The organism is Xenophilus arseniciresistens (genome assembly GCF_028023875.1).
In the GTDB taxonomy this organism is placed as follows: domain Bacteria; phylum Pseudomonadota; class Gammaproteobacteria; order Burkholderiales; family Burkholderiaceae_C; genus Xenophilus; species Xenophilus arseniciresistens.
The window spans coordinates 261,583-287,413 of sequence record NZ_JAQIPB010000008.1 but is presented as its reverse complement, the minus strand read 5'-3'; the positions used below and the strand labels follow the sequence as shown (position 1 = coordinate 287,413).

Annotated in this window: 27 protein-coding genes and 1 tRNA gene; 23 read left to right on the top strand and 5 right to left on the bottom strand. The window is 69.0% G+C overall.

The annotated features are described in order from the left end of the window. Positions 1-3 precede the first annotated feature (3 nt). Complete coding sequence (fabG, locus tag PGB34_RS17685; protein ID WP_271429409.1) at positions 4-738, top strand: 3-oxoacyl-ACP reductase FabG; 735 nt, start codon at positions 4-6, stop codon at positions 736-738. A 112-nt stretch (positions 739-850) separates the two neighbouring features. On the opposite strand, the gene PGB34_RS17680 is transcribed toward fabG, so the two are convergent. From PGB34_RS17680 to PGB34_RS17665, 4 genes are all read right to left on the bottom strand, one after another. After that, a complete protein-coding gene (locus tag PGB34_RS17680; RefSeq protein WP_271429408.1) occupies positions 851-1,201 on the bottom strand; it encodes a DUF4148 domain-containing protein in 351 nt (116 codons plus the stop codon). Between the two features lie 314 nt (positions 1,202-1,515). After that, on the bottom strand, positions 1,516-2,295 hold the full coding sequence (locus PGB34_RS17675; RefSeq protein ID WP_271429407.1) for a glycosyltransferase family 2 protein: 780 nt from the start codon (positions 2,293-2,295) through the stop codon (positions 1,516-1,518). Further along, positions 2,259-3,074: a lysophospholipid acyltransferase family protein gene (locus PGB34_RS17670; RefSeq protein WP_271429406.1), complete on the bottom strand. Its 816-nt coding sequence runs from the start codon at positions 3,072-3,074 to the stop codon at positions 2,259-2,261. Before PGB34_RS17670 ends, PGB34_RS17675 begins: the two co-directional genes overlap by 37 nt. Further along, positions 3,071-4,096, bottom strand: a complete 1,026-nt coding sequence (locus PGB34_RS17665; RefSeq protein WP_271429405.1) for a chorismate transformation enzyme, FkbO/Hyg5 family — start codon at positions 4,094-4,096, stop codon at positions 3,071-3,073. Before PGB34_RS17665 ends, PGB34_RS17670 begins: the two co-directional genes overlap by 4 nt. A 349-nt stretch (positions 4,097-4,445) precedes the next feature. Between PGB34_RS17665 and PGB34_RS17660 the strand changes: the two genes are divergently transcribed. The 9 genes from PGB34_RS17660 (at position 4,446) to PGB34_RS17620 (ending at position 11,936) form a co-directional block, all read left to right on the top strand. Next, a complete protein-coding gene (locus PGB34_RS17660) occupies positions 4,446-5,177 on the top strand; it encodes a YebC/PmpR family DNA-binding transcriptional regulator (RefSeq protein ID WP_271429404.1) in 732 nt (243 codons plus the stop codon). Then, positions 5,174-6,472 carry a phosphoribosylamine--glycine ligase gene (purD, locus tag PGB34_RS17655; RefSeq protein ID WP_271429403.1) on the top strand — a complete coding sequence of 433 codons (1,299 nt, stop codon included), beginning with the start codon at positions 5,174-5,176 and terminating at the stop codon, positions 6,470-6,472. Before PGB34_RS17660 ends, purD begins: the two co-directional genes overlap by 4 nt. Next, positions 6,473-7,387, top strand: coding sequence for an oxygen-dependent coproporphyrinogen oxidase (hemF, locus tag PGB34_RS17650; protein WP_271429402.1), 915 nt, complete (start codon positions 6,473-6,475; stop codon positions 7,385-7,387). A 41-nt stretch (positions 7,388-7,428) separates the two neighbouring features. Beyond that, complete coding sequence (gene nadD / locus PGB34_RS17645; RefSeq protein ID WP_271429401.1) at positions 7,429-8,025, top strand: nicotinate (nicotinamide) nucleotide adenylyltransferase; 597 nt, start codon at positions 7,429-7,431, stop codon at positions 8,023-8,025. Beyond that, positions 8,026-8,715 carry a ribosome silencing factor gene (gene rsfS, locus PGB34_RS17640; protein WP_271429400.1) on the top strand — a complete coding sequence of 230 codons (690 nt, stop codon included), beginning with the start codon at positions 8,026-8,028 and terminating at the stop codon, positions 8,713-8,715. It begins immediately after the preceding gene. After that, positions 8,712-9,182, top strand: a complete 471-nt coding sequence (rlmH, locus tag PGB34_RS17635; RefSeq protein ID WP_271429399.1) for a 23S rRNA (pseudouridine(1915)-N(3))-methyltransferase RlmH — start codon at positions 8,712-8,714, stop codon at positions 9,180-9,182. Before rsfS ends, rlmH begins: the two co-directional genes overlap by 4 nt. A 77-nt stretch (positions 9,183-9,259) precedes the next feature. Beyond that, entirely contained in the window at positions 9,260-9,859 is a 600-nt protein-coding gene (locus tag PGB34_RS17630; RefSeq protein WP_271429398.1) for a Maf family protein, read from the top strand. A gap of 31 nt (positions 9,860-9,890) precedes the next feature. Further along, on the top strand, positions 9,891-11,414 hold the full coding sequence (gene rng / locus PGB34_RS17625) for a ribonuclease G (RefSeq protein ID WP_271429435.1): 1,524 nt from the start codon (positions 9,891-9,893) through the stop codon (positions 11,412-11,414). 93 nt (positions 11,415-11,507) lie between these two features. After that, positions 11,508-11,936 carry a VOC family protein gene (locus tag PGB34_RS17620; protein WP_271429397.1) on the top strand — a complete coding sequence of 143 codons (429 nt, stop codon included), beginning with the start codon at positions 11,508-11,510 and terminating at the stop codon, positions 11,934-11,936. 15 nt (positions 11,937-11,951) lie between these two features. On the opposite strand, the gene msbA is transcribed toward PGB34_RS17620, so the two are convergent. Further along, positions 11,952-13,751: a lipid A export permease/ATP-binding protein MsbA gene (msbA, locus tag PGB34_RS17615; RefSeq protein ID WP_271429396.1), complete on the bottom strand. Its 1,800-nt coding sequence runs from the start codon at positions 13,749-13,751 to the stop codon at positions 11,952-11,954. A 271-nt stretch (positions 13,752-14,022) separates the two neighbouring features. Here msbA and tolB point away from each other — a divergent pair, with 271 nt between their 5' ends. The 13 genes from tolB to PGB34_RS17550 all read left to right on the top strand — a co-directional run bounded on the left by tolB (position 14,023) and on the right by PGB34_RS17550 (position 25,827). Further along, positions 14,023-15,264, top strand: a complete 1,242-nt coding sequence (gene tolB, locus PGB34_RS17610; protein ID WP_271429395.1) for a Tol-Pal system beta propeller repeat protein TolB — start codon at positions 14,023-14,025, stop codon at positions 15,262-15,264. Between the two features lie 58 nt (positions 15,265-15,322). Next, positions 15,323-15,844, top strand: a complete 522-nt coding sequence (gene pal / locus PGB34_RS17605) for a peptidoglycan-associated lipoprotein Pal (RefSeq protein WP_271429394.1) — start codon at positions 15,323-15,325, stop codon at positions 15,842-15,844. After that, positions 15,844-16,608: a tol-pal system protein YbgF gene (gene ybgF, locus PGB34_RS17600; protein WP_271429393.1), complete on the top strand. Its 765-nt coding sequence runs from the start codon at positions 15,844-15,846 to the stop codon at positions 16,606-16,608. The genes pal and ybgF overlap by 1 nt, the downstream gene beginning before the upstream one ends. A gap of 22 nt (positions 16,609-16,630) precedes the next feature. Next, the gene (locus PGB34_RS17595; protein WP_271429392.1) at positions 16,631-17,485 is read left to right on the top strand and encodes a tRNA threonylcarbamoyladenosine dehydratase; all 855 of its coding nucleotides are present in this window, start codon (positions 16,631-16,633) and stop codon (positions 17,483-17,485) included. A 100-nt stretch (positions 17,486-17,585) separates the two neighbouring features. Continuing rightward, positions 17,586-17,661 (top strand) — tRNA-Lys (locus tag PGB34_RS17590). Positions 17,662-17,922: 261 nt separating this feature from the next. Continuing rightward, positions 17,923-19,131, top strand: coding sequence for a L,D-transpeptidase Cds6 family protein (locus tag PGB34_RS17585; RefSeq protein ID WP_271429391.1), 1,209 nt, complete (start codon positions 17,923-17,925; stop codon positions 19,129-19,131). Between the two features lie 3 nt (positions 19,132-19,134). Continuing rightward, complete coding sequence (locus PGB34_RS17580) at positions 19,135-20,664, top strand: L,D-transpeptidase family protein (RefSeq protein WP_271429390.1); 1,530 nt, start codon at positions 19,135-19,137, stop codon at positions 20,662-20,664. A 291-nt stretch (positions 20,665-20,955) separates the two neighbouring features. Further along, entirely contained in the window at positions 20,956-21,132 is a 177-nt protein-coding gene (locus tag PGB34_RS17575; protein ID WP_408647916.1) for a Flp family type IVb pilin, read from the top strand. 14 nt (positions 21,133-21,146) lie between these two features. Then, positions 21,147-21,590: a prepilin peptidase gene (locus tag PGB34_RS17570; protein WP_271429388.1), complete on the top strand. Its 444-nt coding sequence runs from the start codon at positions 21,147-21,149 to the stop codon at positions 21,588-21,590. Between the two features lie 170 nt (positions 21,591-21,760). Then, positions 21,761-21,895 carry a hypothetical protein gene (locus PGB34_RS17565; RefSeq protein WP_271429387.1) on the top strand — a complete coding sequence of 45 codons (135 nt, stop codon included), beginning with the start codon at positions 21,761-21,763 and terminating at the stop codon, positions 21,893-21,895. A 13-nt stretch (positions 21,896-21,908) separates the two neighbouring features. Further along, on the top strand, positions 21,909-22,931 hold the full coding sequence (gene cpaB / locus PGB34_RS17560; RefSeq protein ID WP_271429386.1) for a Flp pilus assembly protein CpaB: 1,023 nt from the start codon (positions 21,909-21,911) through the stop codon (positions 22,929-22,931). 176 nt (positions 22,932-23,107) lie between these two features. After that, positions 23,108-24,454 carry a type II and III secretion system protein family protein gene (locus PGB34_RS17555; RefSeq protein WP_408647915.1) on the top strand — a complete coding sequence of 449 codons (1,347 nt, stop codon included), beginning with the start codon at positions 23,108-23,110 and terminating at the stop codon, positions 24,452-24,454. Further along, positions 24,451-25,827 (top strand): AAA family ATPase, encoded by a 1,377-nt coding sequence (locus PGB34_RS17550; protein ID WP_271429384.1) that lies wholly within the window; start codon positions 24,451-24,453, stop codon positions 25,825-25,827. Before PGB34_RS17555 ends, PGB34_RS17550 begins: the two co-directional genes overlap by 4 nt. The last annotated feature ends 4 nt before the right edge of the window (positions 25,828-25,831 follow it).

The window sequence follows — 25,831 nt, the reverse complement described above, 5'->3', positions numbered from 1 at the left end:
CACATGGCTTTTCTGCAAGGCAAACGCGCACTGGTCACTGGCGCCAGCGGCGCCCTGGGTTCGGCGATTGCCGAGCGGCTCGCGCGCGAGGGCGCCACGGTGCTGCTGCATGCCAGCAGCCGGCCGCAGGCCATCGAGGCGCTGGCCGCGCGCATCACGCAGGCCGGCGGCCAGGCCGAGTGCCATGTGTTCGACCTGGGCGATGACGCCGCCTGCGCGGCAGCGACGGCGCGCATCCTCGAGGGCGGCGCGGTGCAGGTGCTGGTCAACAACGCGGGCGTGCATGACGACGCCGTGCTGCCCGGCATGCGCGCCGAGCAATGGCACCGCGTGATCGACGTGTCGCTCAACGGCTTCTACCGCGTGACGCAGCCTCTGCTGCTGCCCATGCTGCGCACGCGCTGGGGGCGCATCCTCAACATCTCCTCGGTGGCGGCGCTCACCGGCAACCGGGGCCAGGTCAACTATGCGGCGGCCAAGGGCGCGCTCAACAGTGCGACCAAGGCGCTGTCGCTGGAAGTGGCCTCGCGCGGCGTGACGGTCAATGCGATCGCGCCGGGCATCATCGCCTCGCCCATGGCCGACGCGGCCTTCGACGCCGCCATGGTCAAGCAGATGGTGCCGGTGCAGCGTGCCGGCACGCCCGAGGAAGTGGCCGCGCTGGCGGCCTTTCTGGCCGGGCCCGAGGCGGCCTACATCACGGGCCAGGTGATCAGCGTCAATGGCGGGATGATCTGAGCGGCAGCTTTCTGCGCAGCCGCTGCCCGGAAAAGAAAAACGCCCGCGGCTTGCGGGCGTTCTTTTTTGCTGATGCGCAGTCCGGGCCTTCGCCGCAGCGAAGGCCGTTGGCTCAGCGGGCAGCCTGTTGCGTGTAGCCGGTGGCGCCGCCGAACTGGCTCGGAATGCGGCTGTCGGCGAAGGCTTCGGGGTGCAGGTTCTGGTTGGGGGCGTGGGCCGTGGCGATGGCTTCGGCCTGGACCACGGCGCGCGAGACGGCGCCGGTCTGCACGGGCTGCACGCCCATGCTCAGGGTCTCGCCGTAGACGTCGCCAACGCGGGCGGCCTGCACGGCCTGGGCCCGGACTTCTGCGCGGCTGAGCTGGCCCTGGAAGTCCAGGACACCCTGGTATTCCTCAGCCTGGGCGCCCACGGCGGCCATCAGGGACAGAGCGGCAACGGCGATGATCTTCGAGGTCTTCATTTCAAAACTCCTTGCAGTGCGGTTCATGGGAACACGACACGATTTCGACTTTTGGGAACGGACCCGCCTCTTTTGTGGGAGGTCTGGCGGCACCTGCCGCCGGGGTTCGCTTCGGGTCTGCATCAGTGCCGGCCCGTGAGATGAATTGTGGCTGCTGGAGCTAAGTAGAAACCCTTGGTTTTTGAACCTTGGTGTTTCTGAAATGCGAACAATCGACGTGTGATACGCGCCGTGGGCAGGAGGCGAGGGCGCCACGCCAGCACGAAGCCTGCGCCGTCAGGCGAGGGCGCTACGCCCGCAACACCGCAAGCCCATCAAGCCTGAAACGGCGGCAGCCCCCTGACTTTGCGCCACAGCAGCACCGGCAGCCGCAGCACGAATTCGATCATCAGCCGCGTGTGCATCCAGGTCAGCAGCACGTTGTCGCGGCCATAGCGGAAGTGCGAGACGCCGCCTTCCTCGGCCGTGAGGTACTTGACCGGCGCGTCGATGTTCAGCGGCTTCACGCCACGCCAGGCCAGGCGCACCACCGCCTCGGTGTCGAAGTCGAAGCGGCGCATCCACGGTTGCGCACGCATCACGGCGATCAGCGCGCCGATCGGGTACACGCGAAAGCCGTAGAGCGAATCGCCAATGCCCGCGAACAGCGTCTCCAACTGCGTCCAGCCGTTGGAAATGCGCCGGCCGCGCACGCGCAGCAGGGGCGCGCTGGCGTCGAAGACCGGACGGCCCAGCACCATGGTGTCGGGGCGCTGCAGCGACTGCTGCATGAAGGCGGGAATCAGCGAAGCCGGGTGCTGGCCGTCGCTGTCCATGGCCAGCACGTGGCTGAAGCCCTCGGCCTGGGCGGCCTGCAGGCCATGCAGCACGGCCGCGCCCTTGCCCTGGTTGTGCGGCAGCACGAACACGCGCAGGCCGTCATCCTGCGCGGCCTGGGCCGCCAGGCGCTCGCCCGTGCCATCGGTGCTGCCGTCGATCACCACCCACACGGGGTTCCACTGCGCGCGCGCAGCCGCCACGGTGGAGAACAGCCCCTCGCCCGTGTTGTAGCTGGGGATCAGAACGAGGTGGGTGCGTGAGGGTTCGGCGGACATGCAGGCGCGGCCTTGAGGGCGTCATCGCCCTGGCCCGTGGCTTCGATGTGTTGTCTGAAATACCGCTCCAGCATGGCGGTCATGGCGTGGCTGTCGGGCTGCGGCGCAAAACGCTCGCCCAGGCGCAGCGAGAAGACGATGGGCAGCGGCGGCACGCGCCAGATCGGCCAGCCCTTGCCCAGGTAGGGCGAGTCGGTGTCGATGAACACGGTCTGGATCGGCGCCTGCGCCAGCTTGGCGATCAGCGTCACGCCCGGCGTGAAGCTGTTGAGCGGCCATTCCGTGGTGCGCGTGGCCTCGGGGAAGATCACCAGCTGGCCGCCGGCTTTCAGGTCGGCCACGGCCTGCTTGACCATGGCATGGGCCGAGTCGTTGCGGATGTAGCGTGCCAGCCGCGCGCCCGCGCCCAGGAAGATGTTCTTCATGAGCGAGGCCTTCATGATGCAGGCGCTGCGCGGCAGGTGCGCCACCAGCAGCAGCGCATCCAGCATGGTGGGGTGGTTGGCCGCAATGATCAGGCCTTGCTCGGCCTTCAGCGGCGCCAGGCAGCGCGCGTCGATGCGCATCATGCCCACGGCGCTGGCCACCGTCCAGAACAGGCGATAGCCATGGGCGATGCCCGCGCGGCCCACGGCCCGGCCGCGCGCGGCGGGCAGCAGCGGGTGCAGCAGCAGCGCGATGAGGTTCCAGGCCAATGACATCAGGCCCAGGCCCAGCAGCAGCACATACAGCGGCGGCGCCAGCAGCAGCGCCCTGAGGAAGGTCCATGCGCGGCTCATGCGGTGCCCCGGGAAGAGGGGGTGAGCTGGCCGGTTGCGCAGGCCTGGGTCTCGATCTCCACATCGAGTTCGGGCCGGCAGACATCGGCCGCCAGGAACACCGCCGACTGCATGAAGCGCGACTGCGGCCCCAGCGCCTGCGCCAGTTGCTCGCGCACGGCTTGCGCCTGCTGCGCATGGCGCAGGTAGACCACCGGCTCGCTGTCTTCGAGCGCGAAGGGCGCGCTGCACTGCGCGCGCGCGGCCTCGAACACGGCCTGCAGGTTGCGCAGCGTTTCGTTCACCTGGGCCGGCGTGTCGCCCGCGTGCTGCGAGGCATGGCCCACGATGCTGGCCGTGCCCGACACCAGCAGCGCGAGCTGGCCATCGCCCAGCGCCGCCAGCGCGGCGCGCGAGAAGGTGGGCGCGCGCGGCCCGTAGTCGGCCGGGTAGCGCCAGGCCGGCACCTGGCGCGGGTTCTCGATGGCGCGCACCTCGGTGTGGCCGGCCACGAAGCGCAGCGTGAGTCCGTCGCCGCTGCGCAGCCCCAGCGCACAGGCGGCCGGCGCACCTTCGAAGGCACGCTGGCCGGCGTCCAGAAAGGCGCGCTGGCGACCGATGTTGAAGCGGCGATAGCGCTCCATGCCCGCGCCGTCGTCGCCGGTGATGTGCGGCAGGTAGTTCCACAGCCGCAGCAGCGCCGGCTGGCCGTGGCCTTGCAAGGTGGCGAACAGGTCGGCATAGGCGCGCTGCGCCAGGGCTTCGATGCCGGCGTGTGCATCGGCCGCGCCCAGGTCGGCCGCGCCGAAGAGCCATGGGCCGCTGCTGCGCCAGCGCACGCAGCCGGTCTGGCCGGCGCGCGCGGGGGCGCCCGTGGTCCAGAGGTCGGCGCAGTGGCCCGAGTCCAGCAGCGCCGGCGCCGAGAGCGCATGCAGGACGCCGTCGGCCGGCGTGGAGGCGCCGGGCCCGCCATAGTGCAGGCCTCCAAGCAGCTCGGCGCCGGTGCCGGAGCCGCCGAGGAGGCCGGCCGGTTGCCGCTGCACGCGCAGCGGCGTCCATGCCGTCGTTGTGGGAGCTGGATGCAGCGCCGCGTTCACCTTGAAGCGACCCCAAACTGAGTAGCGGCCGCGACAGGCATGCGGATGGCCGGGCGGGCAGGCAAGGGCAGGGCGCGGGCTTGGCGGGGCAGATTCATCGTCGATGGCGTGGGGTGCGCCGCCAGGGCGGAAACGGGGAAATGAGGCAAAGCGGCAGGGGGGCCGAGATGCGGCGAGATTATGGCAAAGGGGTTGTGGCCTCCCGTGTGGGAAAACGGGCTGTTGCACACAGGCGGCAGGCGCGGCTCGCCTAAAATCCGCACTTTCCCCGATAAGAGAGCACAAGCAGCACGCCATGGCCGGACACAGCAAATGGGCAAACATTCAGCATAGGAAAGGCCGGCAGGACGAAAAGCGCGGCAAGATCTGGACGCGCGTGATCCGCGAGATCATGGTCGCCGCGCGCCAGGGCGGCGGCGACCTCAGCGCCAATCCGCGGCTGCGTCTGGCCGTGGACAAGGCCAAGGCGGCCAACATGCCCGCCGACACCATCAAGCGCAACATCGACAAGGCCACGGGCAACCTCGAGGGCGTGACCTACGAGGAAATCCGCTACGAAGGCTATGGCATCGGCGGCGCCGCGATCATCGTGGACACCATGACCGACAACCGCGTGCGCACCGTGGCCGAGGTGCGCCATGCCTTCTCCAAGTACGGCGGCAACATGGGCACCGAAGGCTCGGTGGCCTTCCAGTTCAAGCATTGCGGCCAGATCATCCTGGCCCCGGGCACCAGCGAGGACAAGGTGATGGAAGTCGCCCTCGAAGCGGGCGCCGAAGACGTCGTGACGCACGAGGATGGCGCCATCGAGGTGCTGACCGGGCCGGCCGATTTCGAAGCCGTGAAGAACGCGCTGGAAGCCGCGGGCCTCAAGCCCGAGCTGGCCGAAGTGACCATGCGTGCCGAGAACACCATCGAGCTCAGCGGCGAAGACGCCGCGCGCATGCAGAAGCTGCTGGACGTGATCGAAGACCTGGACGATGTGCAGGATGTGTTCCACAACGCCGAGTTGACGGAGTCTGCATGAAGGTTCTGGTCATTGGCGGCGGTGGCCGCGAGCATGCCCTGGCCTGGCGCCTGTCGCATTCCGAGCGCGTGACGCGCGTGTACGTGGCGCCGGGCAACGGCGGCACGGCGCTGGACAAGCGTTTCGTGCAGGTCGACATCACCGAGCCCGCCGCGCTGCGCGCCTGGGCCCAGCAGGAAAAGATCGCACTGGCCGTGGTCGGCCCCGAGGCGCCACTGGCCGCCGGCGTGGTGGACGAATTCCGCGCGCATGGCCTGCGCATCTTCGGCCCCACCAAGGCGGCCGCGCAGCTCGAAAGCTCCAAGGCCTTCTCCAAGGCCTTCATGAAGCGCCACAAGATCCCGACGGCCGAGTACGAGGCCTTCACCGACCCGGTGGCCGCGCATGCCTACGTGGACGCCAAGGGCGCGCCCATCGTGATCAAGGCCGATGGCCTGGCGGCCGGCAAGGGCGTGGTCGTGGCCACGACGCTGCAGGAGGCGCATGAGGCCATCGACTTCATGCTGGTGGACAACAAGTTCGGCGTTTCCCACAACGAAGGTGGCGCGCGCGTGGTGATCGAGGAATTCCTCGCGGGCGAGGAAGCCTCCTTCATCGTGCTGTGCGACGGCAAGAACGTGACGGCCCTGGCCACCAGCCAGGACCACAAGCGCCTGCTGGACGGCGACGAAGGCCCCAACACGGGTGGCATGGGCGCCTATTCGCCCGCGCCCGTGGTCACGGCCGAAATCCATGGCCGCGTGATGCGCGAGATCATCCTGCCGACCATCCGCGGCATGGAAAAGGACGGCATCCCGTACACCGGCTTCCTGTACGCCGGGCTCATGATCGACACGGACGGCCACGCCAAGACGCTGGAGTTCAACTGCCGCATGGGCGACCCCGAGACCCAGCCGATCATGATGCGACTGAAGTCCGACCTGTTCGAGGTGCTGGGCCATGCCGTGGACGGCACGCTGGACCAGGTCGAGCTGCAATGGGACCGCCGCGTGGCGCTGGGCGTGGTGCTGGCCGCACATGGCTACCCGCTGAACCCGCGCAAGGGCGACGCGATCACGGCCGTGCCGGCCGAAGCGCCCGATGCCATGGTCTTTCACGCCGGCACCACCTTGAAGGACGGCCAGCTGCAGACCAGCGGCGGGCGCGTGCTGTGCGTGACGGCGCTGGCCGACAACGTCAAGCTGGCCCAGCAGCGCGCCTACGAGGTGGCCGCGCAGGTGCGCTTTGACGGCGTGCAGTACCGCAAGGACATCGGCCATCGCGCCGTCGCCGCGCGCGCAGGGCAGGGCGGCTGAATGGCCTTGTCGCCGCCGCAGGTCGCGGCCTGGTTGCGCGGTCTGCAGCAGCAGATCATGGATGCCGTGGAAGCCGCCGACGGGGGCCGCGCCGTGCGCGACGCCTGGGCCAAGGCGCCCGGCGAGCCGCTGCAGGGCGAAGGCCTGACCTGCATCCTCGAAGACGGCGCGCTGTTCGAGCGTGCGGGCTGCGGCTTCTCGCAGGTGCGCGGCAGCCGCCTGCCGCCCTCGGCCACGCAGCACCGGCCCGAGCTGGCCGGCGCGCCCTTCGAGGCCATGGGCGTGTCGCTGGTCTTCCATCCGCGCAACCCTTACGTGCCCACCGTGCACATGAACGTGCGCATGATTGCTGCCTTGCCCGAGGGCCAGGAGCCGGTGTGCTGGTTCGGTGGCGGCATGGACCTGACGCCTTACTACGGCTTCGAGGAAGACGCGGTGCATTTCCACCGCAGCTGCCGCGATGCGCTGGCGCCTTTCGGCGATGCGCTGTATCCGCGCTTCAAGCACTGGTGCGACGAGTACTTCTTCCTCAAGCACCGCAACGAGCAGCGCGGCGTGGGCGGCATCTTCTTCGATGACTTCTCCGAGCTGGGCCTGCAGCGCAGTTTTGCCATGCTGCAGTCGGTGGGCAATGCCTTTTTGCCGGCATACATGCCCATCGTGGAACGCCGCCGCGCCATGCCCTGGGGCGAGCGCGAACGCGCCTTCCAGCTGTACCGGCGCGGCCGCTACGTGGAGTTCAACCTCGTGTGGGATCGCGGCACGCACTTCGGCCTGCAATCGGGCGGACGCACCGAGTCGATCCTGCTGTCGATGCCGCCGCAGGCCAGCTGGGCCTACCAGCGCCAACCCGAGCCCGGCACGCCCGAGGCCCGGCTGTACACCGACTTCCTGCCGCGACGGGACTGGCTTTGAGCCTGGCTGCATCCCCCCCCGCCGACGCCCCCGGGCCCGGCATGCCGCGCGTCGGCATGTTCGGCGGCAGCTTCGATCCGCCACATCTGACCCATGTGGCGCTCGCGCGCGCGGCGCTGGCGCAGGCCGGCCTGCAGTCGCTGCACGTGATGCCGACGGGGCAGGCCTGGCACAAGGCGCGGCAGCCCAGCGCCGCCGCCCATCGCCTGGCCATGGCCAGGCTGGCCTTTGCCGACGTGCCCGGCGTGCAGGTGGACGACCGTGAAACGCGCCGCGAGGGCCCGACCTACACGCTGGACACGCTGCGCGAGCTGCAACGCGAACACCCGGGCGCCCGGCTGGTGCTGCTGATCGGCACCGACCAGGCCGCCGCGCTGCCGAGCTGGCATGGCTGGCAGCAGATCGTGAGCATGGCCACCGTGCTGGTGGCCACGCGTGCGGGCCTGCCATCTTTAGACCCGCGAACGCTGCCCGGCCTGCCGGCTGGCGCTTCGTTCGAGACCCTGGCGCTGTCCCCTGCGGACACCAGCGCCACCGACATCCGTGCCCGTGCGGCCCGTGGGGAGGACATCTCCGCGCTGGTTCCGCCTGCGGTTGCACGCTATATTGACCAACACCAGCTTTACCGCACCGCCTGAATGAGCACTGAAGCCGCCATCAAGAAAGACATCCAGAAACTCCAGCGGGCCATCGTCGATGGCCTGGAGGACGTGAAGGCGCAGGACATCCAGGTCTTCAACACGGAACATCTGTCGCCGCTGTTCGAGCGCGTGATCGTGGCCTCCGGCACCTCCAACCGGCAGACCAAGGCGCTGGCCTCCAGCGTGCGCGAGTCGGTCAAGAACGCTGGTTTCGCCAAGCCCCGCATCGAAGGCGAGGACAACGGCGAATGGATCATCGTGGACTGCGGCGCGGCCGTGGCCCACATCATGCAGCCCAACATCCGCCAGTACTACCACCTGGAAGAGATCTGGGGCGACAAGCCCATCAAGCTCAAGCTGGGTGCGCCGGCGCCCGTGGCGCGCAAGACCTCCAGGCATGTGGCGAGCTCGGCCGACGCCAGCGAACCCAAGGCCGCGCCGCGCAGGAAGCCGGCGGCCAAGAGCGCCGCAGGGGGCGCCGCTGCCCCCGCACGCAAGAAGCCCGCGGCCAAGTCGGCTGCTGCCGGATCGGCCTCGGCGCCGGCCAAGAAGCGCAAGCCGGCGGTGCCCGTGGCAGCCAAGACCGTGAAGGTGGGCAAGCCTGCGACCAAACCCGCCGCCAAGGCGGCAGCCAAGCCAGCGGCCCGCAAGACGGCCGCACGCAAGCCCGCAGCCAAGAAGGCATGAGGCTGCGCGTCGTCGCAGTGGGCCAGCGGGTTCCGGACTGGGCCCAGACGGCCTGGGACGACTACGCCAAGCGCTTTCCGCCCGAGCTCAAGCTGGAGCTGCGCGCGGTCAAGACCGAACCGCGCGGCTCCAAGAGTCTGGAGACGCTTTATGCGGCCGAGCGTGAGCGCATCGAGGCTGCCATCGACCGCAACGGCATGCGCGTGGTCGTGCTCGACGAGCGTGGCACCAACCTGACCACCAAGGCCCTGGCCGCGCGACTGCAGTACTGGCAGGGCGAGGGCGATGACGTGGCGCTGGTCATCGGCGGCCCGGACGGGCTCGATCCTGGCTTCAAGGCCGCCGCGCACGAGCGCATCCGCCTGTCGGACCTGACCCTGCCGCATGCGATGGTGCGCGTGCTGCTGGTCGAGCAGCTCTACCGCGCCTGGTCGCTCAACGCGGGGCATCCTTACCATCGGGAATGAGGTCCGGCGTCGGGCGTTTTTTGCGTCCTGTGTCGAACCCGGTCCTTACGCCCAACGCTCAACGCCCGCCGCTCAACGTGTCTTTCCTCTACCTCGCCTCCCAAAGCCCGCGACGTGCGCAGCTGCTGGACCAGCTGGGCATCGCCCACCAGCCGCTGCTGGCCGATGACAGCGAAGACGCCGAGGCGCTTGAAGCGGTGCTGCCGCGCGAGTCGGCCACGGCCTATGTGCAGCGCGTGACCGCGCTCAAGCTCGATGCCGCCGTGCAGCGGCTCAAGCGCCGCGGCCTGCCCGCGGCGCCCGTGCTGTGCGCCGACACGACAGTGACCCACGGCGGCCGCATCCTCGGCAAGCCGGCCGATGCGGCCGACGCGCGCGCCATGCTGGCGCAGCTTTCGGGCCGCACGCATCGCGTGCTCACGGCCGTGGCCGTGCAGGCGGGGCGGCGCCGGTTTGCGGCGCTGAGCGTGTCGCAGGTGCGCTTTGCCACGCTCACGCGCACGCAGATCGCCGACTACGTGGCCAGCGGCGAGCCCATGGGCAAGGCCGGCGCCTATGCGATCCAGGGACGCGCGGGGGCCTTCGTGGCACACATCGCGGGCAGCCACTCGGGCATCATGGGGCTGCCGACCTTCGAGACCGCGCAACTGCTGCAGCAGGCCGGCTTCAGGCTCTGAGCCTCCCTCCCAAAAAAGAAAGAGCCCGCCCATCATGCAGGACATCCTCATCAACTGGTCGCCCCAGGAAACGCGCGTGGCCGTGGTCGAGCACGGCGCCGTGCAGGAGCTGCACGTGGAACGCACCCTGGAGCGCGGCCTGGTGGGCAATGTCTACCTGGGCAAGGTTTCGCGCGTGCTGCCGGGCATGCAGTCGGCCTTCATCGACATCGGCCTGGAGCGCACGGCCTTTTTGCATGTGGCCGACATCGTGGCGCCGTTCACGCCGGGCTCGCGCGGTGCGGCGCCGGCGGAGCGCGAGGGCCGCAACGGGCCGCAGGTGCCCATCGAGAAGCAGGTCTTCGAGGGCCAGTCGCTGCTGGTGCAGGTGATCAAGGACCCGATCGGGACCAAGGGCGCGCGGCTGTCCACGCAGATCAGCATCGCAGGCCGCATGCTGGTCTTCCTGCCACAGGACCAGCACATCGGCGTGTCGCAGAAGATCCCGCCCGAGCAGCGCGATGCGCTGCGCCGCCGCCTGCTGGCGCTGGCCGAAGCCGCCGCCGCGCAGGAGAGCAGCAACGGCGCCGCCGCACACCATGGCGGCTTCATCCTGCGCACCAACGCCGAAGACGCCAGCGATGCGGAGCTGGGCGAGGACATCGCCTACCTGCGCAAGACCTGGACGCGCATCCGCGAGCAGGCCTCGCGCCTGCCGGCACGCTCGCTGCTGCACCAGGACCTGAGCCTGCTGCAGCGCGTGCTGCGCGACCTGACCACCGAAGAGACCACCGCCATCCGCATCGATTCGCGCGAGCAGCACGAGGCGCTGCGCCGCTTCGGGCAGGAGTTCATGCCGCAGGCCGTGGGCCGGCTGCAGCTCTACACGGGCGAGCGGCCCATCTTCGACCTGTACAACATCGACGAGGACATCACGCGCGCGCTGGGGCGGCGCGTGGACCTGAAGTCCGGCGGCTACCTGGTGATCGACCAGACCGAGGCGCTGACCACGGTGGACGTGAATACGGGCGCCTATGTGGGCGCGCGCAACTTCGACGACACGGTGTTCAAGACCAACCTGGAGGCCGCGCAGGCCATCGCGCGCCAGCTGCGGCTGCGCAACCTGGGCGGCATCGTCATCGTCGACTTCATCGACATGGTGCGCGACGAGCATCGCGAGCAGGTGCTGGCCGAATTCCGCAAGCAGCTCGGGCGCGACCGCGTCAAGACCACGGCCGGCGGCTTCTCGTCGCTCGGGCTGGTGGAGATGACGCGCAAGCGCACGCGCGAATCGCTGGCCCACATGCTGTGCGAGCCCTGCGAGACCTGCGGCGGGCAGGGCATCGTCAAGACGGCCCGCACCGTGGCCTATGACGCGCTGCGCGAGATCCTGCGCGAGGCGCGCCAGTTCACACCCAAGGAATTCCGCATCGTCGCGCCGCCGCAGGTGATCGAGCTGTTCCTCGACGAGGAAAGCCAGCACCTGGCGGGCCTGTCCGATTTCATCGGCAAGCCCATCTCGCTGCAGGCCGAGCCGGCCATGGGGCAGGGGCAGTACGACATCGTGCTGATGTAGGCCGGCCTGTCATCCCTGTCCGACCTGGCGCGCAGCGGGCCCGCGACATACTGCGCGAGTCCTCCACTTTCGCGCGCCTGCGCGCGCCCAGCCATGGAAACGAACCAACTGCATCGCGGCCGGCTCATCGACCACCTTCAGCTCGTGGTGCGAGACCTCAAGGCCAGCCGGGCCTTCTACACGGCGGTGCTCGAAGTGCTGGAGGTGCCCATCGGCGGCACCGCCGACAGCTACTTCTGGGCCGACGAACTCTTTGTCTCTTCCGCCAGCAGCGAGGCGGCACTGGGCGAACTCACGGGGCGCCACCACCTGGCCTTCCAGGCCAAGGACCGCGCGACGGTCGACGCCTTCCATCGCGCCGCGCTGGCGCATGGCGGCCGCGACAACGGCGCCCCGGGCGAGCGGCCCTACCACCCGGGCTACTACGCTGCCTTCGTGCTGGACCCGGACGGGAACAACATCGAAGCCGTCTACCACGGCGAGGCCAAACGCAGCGCGCCCTCGGTGGTGGTGGATTTCTGAGCGCCGCTGCCGCGTTCAGCCCGAGGCTGCTTCCGCGGTCGCGTCGTCATTGACGCGGCCGCCACCCCCGGCATGGCGCTGCAGGCGCGCATACAGGCCGTCCTGCGCCATCAGCTGCGCATGGCTGCCTTGCTCGACGATGTGGCCGTGCTCCATCACCATGATGCGGTCGGCATGCTGGATGGTGGACAGGCGGTGCGCCACGATGAGCGTGGTGCGCCCCTGCATGAGGCGCTGCAGGGCTTCCTGCACCTGACGCTCGGATTCGGCATCGAGCGCCGAGGTGGCCTCATCCAGCAGCAGCACGGGCGCGTCGCGGTACAGCGCGCGCGCAATGGCCAGGCGCTGGCGCTGGCCGCCCGACAGCTGCGTGGCGTTGTGGCCCAGCAGCGTGTCGATGCCCTGCGGCAGGCGTGCCACGTGATCGGCAAGGTTGGCGGCCTGCACGCATTGCGCCACCCGCTCGCGGTCGATGTCCTGGCCCAGCGCCACGTTCGCCGCCAGCGTGTCGTTGAGCATCACCACGTCCTGGCTCACCAGCGCGAATTGCGAACGCAGCGATGAAAGCTGCCACTGGGCCACATCGGTGCCGTCCACCAGCACCTGCCCGGCCGAAGGCAGCACGAAGCGCGGCAGCAGGTTGACCAGCGTGCTCTTGCCCGAGCCCGAGGGGCCGACGAAGGCCACCACCTCCCCGGGCTGGATGGTCAGCGTCACGCCATCGAGTGCGCGCGACTCGCTGTCGCCGCGGTAGTTCACGCGCACGTTGCGCAACTCGATGTGGCCGTTGGCGCGCGGCTGGCTGAAGCCGCCTCCGCTTTCGGTGGGCGTGCGGTCGATCAGGTCCACCCCGCGTTCCAGCGCAGCCAGGCCGCGCGTGATCGGGTTGGCCATGTCGGCCAGCCGGCGAATGGGCGCGATCAGCATCAGCATGGCCGTGATGTAGGCGACGAATCCGCCCACCGTGAGGCCCTGTTCGCCCGACTGCCACAGCGCGATCATCACCACCACCGACAGCGCCACGGCCGCAAAGAGCTGCGTCAGCGGCGTCATCGCTGCCGAGGCGATGGTGGACTTCACGGCCAGGCGGTTGAGGCTGTGGCTCAGCGCCTCGAAGCGCTCGGCCTGGCTGGCCTGGGCGCCATGCAGGCGCACCATGCGATGGGCGAGCACATTCTCTTCCACCACGTAGGCCAGCTCGTCCGTCGCAGCCTGACCCTGCTTCGTCAGGTGGTACAGCCGCTTGGAGAGCAGCTTCATGATCCACGACACGCCGGGCACCAGCACGGCCACCACCAGCGTGAGCTTCCAGTTCAGGTACAGCAGGTAAAAGAGCAGGGCGATCACGGTGAAGCCATCGCGCGAGAGGCTCAGCAGCGCCTGCACCAGCAGCACGCCGCCGGTCTGCACTTCATAGACCACCGTGTTGGAAAGGGCGCTGGCCGACTGCCTGGAGAACAGCGCCAGCTCTGCCGACAGCAGCCGCTCGAAGAGCACGCGGCGCATGCGCTGCATGCCCTCGTTGGCGATGCGCGCCAGCGCGTACTGCGACACGAACTGGGCCACGCCCCGCACCGCGAACAGCAGGATGATGGCGGCCGGCACCATCCAGAGTGCGAGCTGGCCCTTGGTGAAGCCGCGGTCCAGCAGCGGCTTCATCAGCGCGGGCATCAGGGGTTCGGTGAGGGCGGCCAGCATGGCCGTGAACACGCCCAGAACCCACCATTTGCGAGATCCGCCAAACCAGACCATGAGCCGGCCCAGCCGGCGCTTCAGGGGGAGTGGCGCCGACGTTTCAGGGGCGGAAGACTGCATGGCGGCGGATTCTACGAGGCGGTCCCCGGGTGCCTTTGCGGCCCTGGCGCAACGGCTTGTGGTGCGGTCCCCTACAAGCCGTGTCGGCCGAGGCCGCGCTTGTCTTGCATGGTTACCAGGGGTGTGCAAGCAGTGTGTACCATTAGCTTCTTTCCGCGATCCGGAAACTTTTATTCAGGGAAATCCTCCGTACTGCATGAACAAGAAGCCTTCGCTGCCCGCGTTTACTGCGTCCGTCACGATTCCCAGCCGCAGAAGCCTTCTGGCGGCCATGATCGCCTCTCCTGCATTGCCCGTCCTGGCGCAGTTTCGCGTCGAGGTTTCGGGCGTGGGGCTGACGCAGTTGCCCATTGCCCTGGTGCCCTTCAAGGGCGAAGAGGCCTCACCCCAGAAGATCTCGGCCATCGTGCAGGCCGACCTCGAGCGCAGTGGCCAGTTCCGCGGCGTCGATGCTTCCGGCCAGACCCTGGACGAGACCAGCCGGCCCGACCTGAGCCTGTGGCGCCAGCGCACCGCCGATTCCTTGGTGGCCGGCAGCGTCACGCGCCAGGCCGACGGCCGTTACGACGTGCGCTTCCGCCTCTGGGACGTGGTGCGCGGCACCGACCTCGGTGGCCAGAGCTACACGGTGCCGCAGGCCGACCTGCGACTGGCGGCGCACCGCATCGCCGACTACGTGTACGAGAAGCTCACCGGCGAGAAGGGCGTGTTCTCCACACGCGTGGCCTACGTCACGCGCGCCGGTGGCCGCCACACGCTGTGGGTGGCCGATGCCGATGGCGAGAACGCGCAGGCCGCGCTGGCCAGCCCCGAGCCGATCATCTCGCCGGTCTGGTCGCCCAACGGCGGGCAACTGGCCTACGTGTCCTTCGAGGCGCGCAAGCCCATCGTCTATGTGCACACCGTGGCCAGCGGCCAGCGCCGCCTGCTGGCCAACTTCCGCGGCTCCAACAGCGCGCCTGCGTGGGCGCCGGACGGCAATTCGCTGGCCGTCACACTCAGCCGCGATGGCGGCTCGCAGCTGTATTCGATTCCGGCCGGTGGTGGCGAGCCGCGCCGACTGACGCAAAGCGCCAGCATCGACACCGAACCCGTGTTCGCGGCTGATGGCAGCGGCATCTACTTCGTCAGCGACCGCGGGGGCGCGCCCCAGATCTACCGCATGCCGGCCGGCGGCGGCTCTCCTACGCGCGTCACCTTCACCGGCTCCTACAACATTTCGCCCGCGATCAGCCCGGACGGACGGTGGTTGGCCTACATCTCCCGGGTGGGCGGCGCCTTCAAACTCCACGTGATGGAGTTGGCCAGCGGCACCGTGACGGCATTGACGGACACCTCGGCGGACGAAAACCCCAGCTTCGCGCCCAACAGCAAGCTGATCCTCTACGCCACCCAGCTGCAGGGCCGGGAGGCCCTGATGACCACCACGCTCGACGGCAAGATCAAGGCAAGGCTGGCTGGCCGCGCCGGCGATATCCGCGAGCCGGACTGGGGTCCGTTCCAAAAGCAGTAAGTTAGAAATCAGTTCAGTTCGTCAAGATCAACCAACAATCGATTGAGGAGTTCCCAGCATGCTTAAGCGTTCCCTTTGTTCCCTGGCCATCGTGGCACTCATCGCCGGTTGCTCGTCGGGCACCAAGCTCAACGAAGCACCGGTCAGCACCGCTGGCAGTGGCGCGGGCGGCGTGGGCTCCGGCGGCTCGGCCAGCGGCGTGGCCCCGGTCACGATCGACCCGAACGCACAGACCCGCCAAGGCCCGGTCGGTGTGGCGCGTGTTGTGTACTTCGACTTCGACAGCTACACCATCAAGCCCGATTACCAGCAACTGATCGACGGCCATGCGCGCTTCCTGAAGGCCAATCCTTCGCGCAGCATTTCCATCGAAGGCCATACCGACGAGCGCGGCGGCCGCGAATACAACCTGGCACTGGGCCAGAAGCGTTCGGAAGCCGTGCGCCGCGCGCTCACCCTGCTGGGCGTGAGCGACTCGCAGATCGAAGCCGTGAGCTTCGGCAAGGAAAAGCCTGCTGCGCAGGGCGCCGGCGAAGAAGCCTGGGCGCAGAACCGCCGCGCTGAAATCGTCTACCGTTGATGACGACCTTCCAGCAATTTCGTTGGCAAGCGGCGGCTGCGGCCGCCTTTGCGCTGTGCAGCGTGTCGGCACAGGCCGCGCTGTTCGAGGACGGCGAGGCGCGCAAGGCGATCCTGGACCTGCGCCAGCGCGTGGAAACCATCCGCACGCAGGCCGAGGCCAACAACCAGCGCCTGGCCGACGAGAACGGCCAGCTGCGCCGAAGCCTGGTCGAGCTGCAGCAGCAGATCGACGGCTTCCGGGGCGAGCTGGCGCGCATGACCGGCCGCAACGAAGAGCTGACGCGCACGCTGTCGGAGATGCAGCAGCGCCAGACCGACCTCACGACCCGGATGCAGGAAAACGCGCCCACGCAGGTGGAAGTGGATGGCCGCGAGTTCACGGCCGACCCGCGCGAGAAGAGTGACTTCGATGCGGCGCTGGGCGTGTTCCGTGCCGGCCAGTTCGCCCAGGCGCAGACGGCCTTCGCCGACTTCGTCAAGCGCTACCCGAGCAGCGGCTACAGCCCCTCGGCGCTGTTCTGGTTGGGCAACGCGCAGTACGCCACGCGCAACTACAGCGAGGCCATCGCCAACTTCCGCTCCATGCTGTCGGTGGCGCCCAGCCATGCCAAGGCGCCGGAAGCGGTGCTGTCCATCGCCAACTGCCAGATCGAGCTCAAGGACACGCGCGCGGCGCGCCGCACGCTGGAAGACCTGATCAAGGCCTATCCGCAGTCCGAGGCTGCGCAGGCCGGGCGCGAGCGCCTGTCGCGCCTGCGCTGAGGGCACGGCCTTTTTCGTGGCGTTGCCGTCCTCCCTGCCGCCGGATGGGTCCGGCGGCCTTTTGTCTCCAGCCGATCCAGCCCGCCGCTTTGGCGGGCTGGATCGCTTGTATGGTGTGCGGGGTGCCGCGGCCATCCGTGCGGCCCATGTGCTGGTGGTGGGCATCGGCGGCGTCGGCTCGTGGACGGCCGAGGCCTTGGCGCGCAGCGGCGTGCGGGCGCTGACGCTGGTCGATCTGGACCACATCGCCGAATCCAACATCAACCGCCAGATCCACGCGCTGGACCACACAGTCGGCCAGGCCAAGGTGCTGGCCATGCAGGAGCGCATCGCGCACATCCACCCCGATTGCGTGGTGCAGGCCATCGACGATTTCGTCGAGCCCGACAACTGGGCGGCGATCCTGGCGCAGGCCGAAGCGGGCGCAGGGCCGGTGGACGCCGTGATCGACGCCTGCGACCAGATGCGCGCCAAGCTCGCCCTGGCCGCCTGGGCCCGCGGCCAGCGGCGCGCCCAGTTCATCACCGTGGGCGCGGCCGGCGGCAAGCGCCTGGCACACAAGGTCGAGATCGACGACCTGAGCGCCGCCACGCATGATCCGCTGATGGCCCAGCTGCGCCAGCGCCTGCGCAAGCACCATGGTGCGGCACGCGAGGGCAGGAAGATCGGCATCTCCTGCGTCTTCAGCCGCGAAGCCGTGGCGCCGCCCGACCCTTCGTGCCTGATCGGCGAGGGCGGTGACGGCAGTCTCAACTGCCATGGCTATGGCTCGGTGGTCAGTGTCACGGCCACCTTCGGGCAATGCGCGGCGGGATGGGTGCTGGACCGGCTCGCCAATTCTGGAAACATGAAAGGGGCGGCCGGAATCGGTCTCTGAGCTTGCTATACTCGCGGGCTTTGCAGCGCACGGCGCGGCAGAAAAAAGAAAACAAATGGGGGTTCTTCCCCCGCCGGCCTTATCGCTGAGGTAGAGCCGAGGGACGTTAGCTCAGTTGGTAGAGCAGCGGACTTTTAATCCGTTGGTCGCGTGTTCGAGTCACGCACGTCCTACCAGTCATCCAAGGGTCAATGCCATGCGGCATTGGCCCTTTTTGTTGCGCGCTGGCCGGGGGCCGTGGCGGCACAGGCGAAGGCGGGGTGCCCACACGCCCAGCGTTGCGTGCAGCCCATGGTTAACCGTAAGAAATCATTGTTGCTCACTACAATTCGCGCGCATTCCGGATGCGGTTGGCGCGTGGGGCGCCTGCCGCGGCGGATGTGACCGCGCATGCCTTGCGCAGAGCTTTGCAAGGCGGCCCTCAAGGATTTGTTGCCATGTCCCAGAAATTTGCTGTGCCCTTCCGTTTGAAGGCGCTGTCCCGCGCAGGGCTTCTTGCGATGGCCGCGCTTCTGGGGGCTGGCGCCGCAATCGCCAATGACCATGATGCCGTGGACGCGCTGATCCAGGCGCGCAAGTACGACGAGGCGCTGTCGCGTGCCGACAAGTTCCTCTCGGACAAGCCGCGTGATGTGCAGATGCGCTTTCTCAAGGGCGTGGCACAGCTGGAGTCCAACCGCCGCGCCGAGGCGATCGCCACCTTCACGCAGCTGACGCAGGACGCGCCCGAACTGCCCGAGCCCTACAACAACCTGGCCGTGCTGCATGCCTCGCAGGGCCAGTACGACCGCGCGCGCCAGGCGCTGGAATCTGCGCTGCGCACCAACCCCAGTTACGCGACGGCCCAGGAGAACCTGGGTGACGTGTACGCGCGCATGGCGGGCGATGCCTACAGCCAGGCCTTGCAGATGGGCCAGAACAGCCAGGCCGTGGCGCCCAAGCTGGCCGTGATCCGGACCATGTTCCCGAACGCTGGCTCGAACGCCGATGCCTCCAGACTGTCGGCCGCCCCGGCCAAGGGCACGAAGGTCGCGAGTGCGCCGGTCGCAGCACCAGCACCCGCCCCGGCGCCCGCACCTGCCGCCGCACCGGCACGCGCCCCCGCGGCTCCCGTGCCGGCCCCTGCACCGGTTGCTGTGCCTGCGCCCGCTGCAGCCAAGGCTCCCGTGGCCGCACCTGCGCCCGCCAAGGCGCCCGCACCGGCGCCGGCCGCTGCGCCGGCCAAGCCCGCCGCTGCGCCGGCCAAGCCCGCCGCCGAGCCCGCTGCCGCGCCGGCGCCCGCATCGGCTGCAGCGTCTGCGGCACAGACGGCTGAAGTTGAAAAGGCCGTGCGTGCCTGGGCTGCCGCCTGGGCTGCACAGGACATGAAGCGCTACCTGGCCGCGTACGCGAGCGATTTCGATGCTGCCGGCGGCAAGAGCCGCGCGGAATGGGAAGAGGAGCGCCGCCAGCGCATCGTGGGCAAGTCGGACATCAGCGTGGATGTCGAGAACCTCGAGGTCAGCGTGGACGGCAAGACCGCCGTGGCGCGCTTCCTGCAGCGCTACAAGGCCGACAGGCTCAACGTGCGCAGCCGCAAGACGCTGAACCTGCAGCAGCAAGGCGGCGAATGGCTCATCACGCGGGAATCGGTGGGTGGTCGTTAAGCCTTGCTCCTGAATCCATCGTTCCAGGGATTGCCGGCGCTGCGTTCACGCAAGGTGGCGCTGGGGCGCCTGCTGGCCGCCAGCGCGCTCTTTGCCGCCTTGGTGGCCGTGCAGGCGCCGGACGCGGCGGCGTCGGGCGCACAGCCCTCGTCCAAGTCGCGTGCGTCCACCAGCAGCAACGCCGAGGCCCGCACGAAGGTGGGCCAAAAAAAGGCCGCCGTCCGGCCGTCCGCGCGCCAGGCCTCCAGGGCCGGCACCGAAGGAAGAAAGGCGCCTGCCGCCATCGCGCAGCGCACCGCATTCCAGCGTTCCTCTTCCTCCGAACGCAACCCGGGCCGCGTGGCCGCTGCTGCTGCCGCCGTGGGGGCAGGGGGCACGGCATCGGCCGCGGCCCACTCCCCGGGCGCCATGCCCATGCGCGGCGCCGACCGTGCGGAAGCCCGATTGATCGAGGTCTATGGCCTGTGGGGCCGTGGCCAGAGCACGCAGGCGCTGGCCAAGGCGCGCGAGCTGGTGCGGGACCATCCGAATTTCCAGGCCGCGCAGCTCATGTATGCCGATCTGCTGTCGGTGCGTCTGGCGCCGGCGGAGCGCCGCCGCGCGCAGCAGGAGCTTTTTTCGGCCCCTGATGCACGCGCCACGCTGGGCGAACTGCGCAGCGAGCAGCAGCTGCGCCTGCAGGCGCTGCAGCACCGCCCGCCGGCCGGCACGATTCCCTCGCAGTTGCTGGCCGTGCCCAAGGCCAGCCGCTACGCGCTGGCCATCGACGTCTCGCGCTCGCGGCTCTATGTGCTGCGCAACACCGAGCAGGGGCTGGTGCAGGAGCAGGACTTCTACGTCTCCATCGGCAAGTCGGGTGCGGGCAAGGAAGTCGAGGGCGATGCGCGCACGCCGCTGGGCGTCTACCACATCACCAGCAACCTCTCGCCGCGTGGTCTGCGCGACTTCTACGGCGCAGGTGCGCTGCCCATCAACTACCCCAACCCCTTCGACCAGCGCCTGGGCCGCACGGGCAGCGGCATCTGGCTGCATGGCGTGCCGCCCGACCAGTACGCGCGCGCGCCGCTGGCCACTGACGGCTGCGTGGTGCTGGCCGACAACGACCTGCGCCAGCTGATCCGCATCACCGACATCGGCGCCACCGTGGTGGTGATCGCCAGGCAGCTCGACTGGGTGCCGAGCGCGAAGGCGCAGGCCCAGGTGCAGCCGCTGCGCGAGCAGGTGCTGGCCTGGCGCGACGCCCGCGCCCGGGGCGATCTGGCGCGCTGGGAATCCTTCTACATGCCCGATGCCGTGCGCAGCGGCCGACTGGCGCGCCAGCGCCCCAGCCTGCGCGATGAAATGGCCCAGGTGCAGGGCAAGGCGCCCGTGGAGCTGAAGGATCTGTCGGTGCTGCGCTGGAAGGACCAGCAGGAGCTAATGGTGGTGAGCTTCGGCGAAGTGGCGCAGGGCGCGCGCACGGGGGCCACGCGCCGCCAGTACTGGCTGCTGGCGGGCAAGGCCTGGAAGATCTTCCACGAAGAATGGCTGTGACCGCCTGACCCGCAAAACGCGGGTATCAGGGTGTTCTGGTACGCCTATCCGAGAAACATTCTTGGCACATGAAGTAACAACAATTTGTTGTTGATGGCCCACTCATGTATCAGATCGATTCATCAAATTTACAACTTTGTGAATTTTTGCCGTTTTACTGTAGGACCTAAGTATTCATTTAAGAAGTAATAGTGCTTTTGTTCTGATTGCTACCGTGTAGCTCCACTCCTACGATGGCTACGTCAAGACACATTTGTGCGGTGTCTCTGACAAATCTCAACGAAGGAGCGAATCATGGAAAAGCTGGTGGCGTTTTGGCGTGATGAAGAAGGTGCAACGGCGATTGAGTACGGGCTGATCGCGGGATTGATTGCGGTGGGATTGATTGCGGCCTTGACGAGCCTGGAAGGCGGCCTCACTGCATTGTTTGGTCGTATCGTGACTGCTCTCAACGGATTGACAGCTTAATCCGCGCGCAAGCATTGCTGGCACTTTCACTGTGGTTGCTGTGCGTCGCCTGCCTGGATTGGCGCTGGCGGCGGGTTCCCAACACGGTGGTGGTCGCAGGCGCAATGCTTGTGGTTCTGTGCTTGCTATTTGGCGTTCATCCTCTAAGGGTTAGCGCTATTGATGCAGCAATTGCCTTCATTGCTGGTTTCGCGCTGTTGTTGCCGTTCTATGCCCTGAAGCTCATGGGCGCGGCGGATGTGAAATTCGCTGCGGCCCTGGGTCTTTGGCTCGGACCCTGGCCTTTGCTGTCGGTGTGGATTGGCGCCAGCATTCTGGCGGGCCTGCACGGATTGGCATTGTTGGCCTGGCGCCGTTACACGGGCGTGTCGCAAAGCCGAAAAAGAGAAATTCCGTACGCCGCTCATATGGCGGTCGTAGCACTTGGGGGCCTGTTGTGGCAACACAAACTGTTCTGAGCGCAGGGCGGAGGCGCGCGGGCTGCCGCGCCGGGCGACTACGGAGTCTTCGCCCTACTGCTGCCGCCGCGGATACACCGCAACGTTCCCCCGCCTGGCTGCGTGCGTTGTATCCAGATGCAATCGATGTACAGCCGCCTGGTGTCGCAGAGTGCGCAGGCGCGGCCGGCATGACCTGCTTCACCGTGAGCGTGGAATACAACCACGCCGCCTTCCCGCTGCTGCCCCCTCTGCTGGGTCTGCCCGTGCCTGAACGGCTGCGCAGCGAAGCGGTGGTCCAGCTCAGTCCCCTGCAGTTGCTTTGAGGCGAACAGGCCCATGACACGCTTCACCCGCATTGCAGCCATCGTGCTGCTCCTGTTGGCCCTGATCCTCGGTGCCTACGCATGGCTGCTTGGCCGCAAGCCGGCCACACCCGCGCCCACGCCGCAGGCCAGCCAGGCGCCGGCCGCCGCGCCGCAGGCCCAGCACGCCGTGCTGGTCGCCGCCAAGCCGCTGGTGGCTGGCCAGCCCATCGCGCAGGACGACGTGCGCGTGGTGCAGCTGCCGATCCAGCTTTCCGATGGCCTGCGCGATGCCTCGGCCGCCGTGGGCCGCGTGCCCGTGGTGGACTTGGCCGCCAACACGCCGATCACCGAAGCCCAGCTCGTCTCGGGCCTGGCGCTGCGGCTGGAGCCCGGCGAACGCGCGGTGGCCGTCAAGGCCGACGAAGTGATGGGCGTGGGCAACCGCATCCGTCCTGGCGATTTCGTGGACGTGTTCTTCGTGCTCAAGAGCGACAACCGCGAGATCGCGGAAGGCCAGGCCCGCCTGCTGCTGCCGCGCCTGCGCGTGCTGGCCTTCGGCAGCGCGTCGGTGGATGGCGGGCCGGCGGCAGCGCGCAGCGGTGGCGGCGGCTCGCGCGCCAGCAACGACAGCGGCCCGGCGCCGCAGTCACAGCAACGCCAGGAGCAGGCCCGCACCACCGTGCTGGCCGTGCCGGTGGACGAGGTCAACCGCCTGACGCTGGGCGATGCCAATGCACGGCTGGTGCTGGCCCTGCGCCGGCCCGATGACCTGCAACTGCCCGACCCGAATCTGTTCGCGGCCCTGCCCACGGCGCTGCAGCCGCTGCCGCGCAAGGCCGGCGAGCCGCCCCGCGCGCCGCTTGAAGGCCTGGACCGCGCGCAGGCCGGGCTGGCCACCGCCGATCTGGCGCGCGGCGGCACGCCCACGGCCACGCGCACGGCCACCGCCGTTGCGAACACCGTGCGCACCTCGGCGCCGCGTGCCGCTGCCGCCCCCAGCGGCCAGGCGGTGGAAGTGATCCGCGGCGGCCAGCGAGACACCCTGCACTACTGATATGAAACAGCCCCCACGCTTCCCCGCTTCGCGCGGTCCGCTGCCCCCCGAGGGGGCGCGTCAGTGCCTTCGGGCGGCCGGGCGCCACTGACATGAGCCTCGTCCTCGCCATGAACAACATCCATTCCACGCCAGACAGCGGCCGCGCGCCGGGCCTGCATCTGCACCTTGGCGCGATGGGCACGGGCGCGCTGCTGCTGGCCGCACCGGGCGCGCTGCTGGCGCAGGCTGCAGCACCAGCCACGCGCGCCACCACCACCGCGGCAACAGCGGCGCCGGCTGCCAGCGTGCCCTCCGAGATGCAGCGCCGCACGCTGCAGGTGGGTTCCCAGGAAGAGATGGTCTTTGCGGCCGGCGTGGAGCGCATCGCCATTGCCGACGAAGCCGTGGCGGCCGTGGCCATCACGCGCCAGCGCCCGGGCTCGCCCGCCGCGCGGCTGATCCTCACGGGCCGCGCGCCCGGCACCACCACGCTGATGGTGTGGGAGAAGGGGCAGGGCGCCGCCCACCGCTATGAGCTGCAGGTGCAGCGCCGCGCCGCCACGCTGACGGGCCGCTTCGCCGACGCGCAGGCCCATGCGCAGGCGCGCGAGGAGAAGCTGGCGGGCTACGGCGACAAGGCCGTGCTGGCCGATCGCTCGGTGGTCGATGTGCGCAGCCACACGGTGCAGGTCGACGTGAAGGTGGTGGAGTTCAACCGCAGCACGCTCAAGCAGGTGGGGCTGAACATCTTCAGCACGCGGGCCAACTCGCATGGCTTCAGCTTCGGCTCTTTCGGGCCGTCCTCGCTGCGCGAAGCCACCTTCAACGCGAACGGCTCGATCGCGACCGACGCGAACAACCCGCTCGCGCAGGCCTTCGGCCTCTTGTTCAACTTCGGCCGCGCCGGGATCGGCGTGAACCTGGGCTTGCTGGAAGGCAACGGCATGGCCCGCGTGCTGGCGGAACCCACGCTGGTGGCGCTGTCCGGCCAGAGCGCCAACTTCCTGGCCGGTGGCGAACTGCCCATCCCCGTGCCGCAGGGCCTGGGCACGACCTCCATCGAATACAAGCAGTTTGGCATCGGGCTGACCGTCACGCCGACGGTGATGTCCGACGACCGTATCGCGCTCAAGGTCGCGCCGGAGGCCAGCGACCTGGACTACTCCAATGCGCTGAGCATCAACGGCACGGCGGTGCCTGCCATCACCACGCGGCGTGCCGACACGACGGTGGAGCTGGGCGACGGCGAGAGCTTCATCATCGGCGGGCTGGTCAGCCGCACCACCTCCTCGAACGCCGACAAGGTCCCCTTGCTGGGAGACATCCCCGTGCTGGGCAGCTTCTTTAGACACAACAACTTCCAGTCCACGGAAAAGGAACTGGTGATCATCGTCACGCCCCATCTGGTGAAGCCGCTGGCGCGCAACACCGATCTGCAGCCGCACCTGCCGGGCGAGCGCAACGAGCGCCGCAATCCCCAGGTGTGGGGGCAGATCCTCTCGGGCAGCGCGATCTTCCCCGTGCCAGGCTTTTCACCATGAGCACCCGCCCCCTCCTGCGTCCGGTGGAAGACATGCGCGAGCCGGTGGAGCCGCGCCTTGAGGGTGAGGGCGACGACAGCGCGGCGCTGCAGCCCGGCCCGCAGCGCTACCTGCTGCTGTCGCAGGCCGAGCCGCACGTGCAGTGGCTCGAGCGCACGCTGTGGGAGCAGGGCAGGGTGCTGCCGCTGCGCAGCGAAGCGGCCGTCGAGGCGCTGGATGCGCAGATCGCACGCCAGCGGCCGCAGGCCCTGTTCCTGGACTTCTGCACCAGCGGCCCGGCCATGCAGGCCATGCCCAAGGCGCTGGAGCGCCAGTGGCCTGCGCTGCCGGTGATCGGGCTGGGCCGGGCGGGCGATCCCTCTTCCATGCTGGCCGCGCTGCGTGCCGGCGTGCACGACTTCGTGGACATGGATGCCAGCGCCGATGAGGCGCAGGCCGTGCTGGCCGCCGTGCTGGCGCGCCGGCCCGCCCACCGCGCCCATGCGCGCGGGCAGACGGTCGCGCTGCTGGGCGCGCGCAGCGGGCTGGGCGTGAGCACGCTGGCCGCAAGCCTGTCGCTGGTGCTGCAGGGCGCTGCAGGCGGCAAGGCCGCTGCGGCCGAAGCACAGGAAGACGATGAGGTGCCCCAGGGCGTGGCGCTGCTCGACCTGGGCCTGCCGGTGCGCGACAGCCTGCTGTACCTCGACAGCGAAAGCAGCTTCAGCTTCGTCGACGGCGTGCGCAACCTGCGCCGGCTCGACCGCACGCTGGTGCACAGCGCGCTGGCGCGCCATGCCAGCGGCGTCTCGGTGCTGCCGCTGCCGGCCGCCCTCACGCAGATGCGCGAGGTCTCGCATGCCGAATCGGTGTCGCTGATCCAGCGGCTCGACGACTTCTTCAGCTACCGGGTCGTGGACCTGGGCGGCTTTGCGCCGCTGGAATTCATGGCCCAGGTGGCGCGCGCCGCCGACCATGTGTGGGTGGTGTGCGACCAGAGCCTGGGCGGCGTGGTCTCGACGGCCGCCATGCTGCGCGAGCTGGGCACGCGCGCCCTGCCGCCCGAGCGCATGAAGCTGGTCATCAACCAGTTCGACCGGCAGGCCGGCCTGGGTGCGCAGGACATCGCGCAGCGCCTGGGCCTGACGCTGGCCCATGTGGTGCCGGCGCGGCGCGCTGCGCTGCTGGCGGCGGCCAGCCGGGGCGAGATGCTGGTGACCAGCGCCCGCAACGATGTCTACACGCAGGCTGTGCAGGCGATGGCGCGCAGCCTCATGCAGGGGGAGGCGGCCGGCGGCGGCAGCCCAGAAGGCGCGCCGGTTCGCTCGGCCTGGCAGGCCTTGCGCGCGCGGCTGCCTGGCCTGGGCGCCGGGGGGCGCCAGGGCCATGCGGGCTGAACGG